This window comes from Sphingomonas echinoides (assembly GCF_029623395.1).
Taxonomy (GTDB): Bacteria; Pseudomonadota; Alphaproteobacteria; order Sphingomonadales; family Sphingomonadaceae; genus Sphingomonas; species Sphingomonas echinoides_A.
On record NZ_JAPYKK010000081.1, the window covers coordinates 1 to 1,657 of the forward strand.

General features: G+C 68.4%; 1 protein-coding gene. It reads right to left on the reverse strand.

Annotated features, from left to right (window positions below):
• Positions 1-1,657 (reverse strand): hypothetical protein (locus QBJ92_RS20530; RefSeq protein ID WP_277971542.1); only part of this gene is annotated, 1,657 nt, incomplete at both ends.

The window sequence follows — 1,657 nt, forward strand, 5'->3', positions numbered from 1 at the left end:
CCTGGGCGGGTTAAGTGCGCGAGGTCGGCGGCGTCCCAGTCGACGGCGCGGGTGGCAGTGGAGCCATCCGAATACCCGAGCGTCACACGTGCATCGCGTAGCTGGGCAGCCTGGCGAGCGGCGATCACCTGCGGCGCCACCGCAGCGGTGGTGTTGACGGTGCGGCCAAAGCGTTGGGTGAGCACAGTCGCCAGGGTGGCGTCGACCGGGAGCGTATCGTCGTCGGTGGTGACGGTCCGGCCGTTGCGGACGTCGCCGACGTTGCCGGTCGAGACGATCTGCTGCCGACGGCCGCCGGGCTCGAAGGGCGTGTCGCGCCATTCGGTGCGCGTGAGATCGGCAGCTGTCGCCCAGCGCGGCTGCCCGGCGCGATCGGTCCACGACAGGACGTAGCGGCGGGCAGCGGAATCGTAGCGTGCGTGCGGCTTCGCGACGCCATCGGCGGTGTGCAGGTCCAAAGAGCCGAGTTCGACGAAGTCGCCTGGGTGATTCAAACCGCTGCGGAAGATGATCGTCGCGGTGGGATCGGGATCCGGCGTGCCGGCCATGTCGACGCGCGTCGCGATGACGCCAAGCGCGCCGTCGGCGAAGTAGAACAAGGACGGATCGGCAACCCCGCGTAGCGCGACGCGATCCACCCCGACATAGTCGCCGCGTGCGAACAGGACGCCGTAATCGTCGTTCAGTGGGACGGCGCGGCCGTCACCGCCGGTAAGCGCGAGGTGGACGCTGCGCGCCACGGTCGGCTGGTTCGCGTCGCGCGCGGTCGTCGGTGCGCGCGCGTAGGTTTTGAGGCGGCCCGACGCGGTGCCGAGCAGGCGGACGGTGAAGCGCTTGGCGAGCGTCGTTCCGTCCAGACGCTTCAGGGTTCCGTCGAGGTGGACGATGCGCGCCATCGCGCCGCGGTTGACGAGAATGCCGTCGGGCAGCGCGCGACCGTCGACGCGCCATGTGACGAGATGGCCTTCCGGGACGGGCAAGCGCGTACCGGATGCCAGCACCGAAGGAACGATCCAGCTATCGGCGACGTGAGCGGCGGGCGCGGGGCGGTTCCAGTGCGCGACGAGCGCGTCACGCTCCGACGCGGTGATCGCCATGACCGTGCCGTGGCGCGGCGATGCCGGCAGGCTGAAGGCGCGCGGGTAGGTCCAGGCGATCTTGCCGTTGAGGTCGTTCGTCGCCAGCGGGATGTAGCCGACGCCGCCATAGTCGTCGACCCACAGGAAGTATTTGAACCCGCTGGTGTCGCCCGGATTGGCGACGAACGCGCTCGGCCCCTCCACCTCCGGTGTGCCGGAGCGCCGGCCCACGCAGCGGTCGACGATCTTCCACGCGCCTGACGCACCGGATGCGCGCAGCGAGGGGGAGACCTGAGCCAGGATATCGCTCGACTGGCAGCCGCTGGCGTCGCTGACTTTGGTGAAGCGATAATATTGATTGCCGACTTTCATGACGGTCGCGTCGATCATGCCCTTGGCTTTGACCGCTCCGGGGACGTCAGCGGCCTTGAACCACGGTTTCGGGGCGGTGAAGGTTTTGAAGTCGCGGGTGATTGCGGTCATGATCTGCGGCCCGTTGCCGTCCTCGCGATTGTGCGCGGCATCCTTGTAGAGCGTCGACGTCCAATAGACGACGTACGCGCCAATGGTGGGATCGT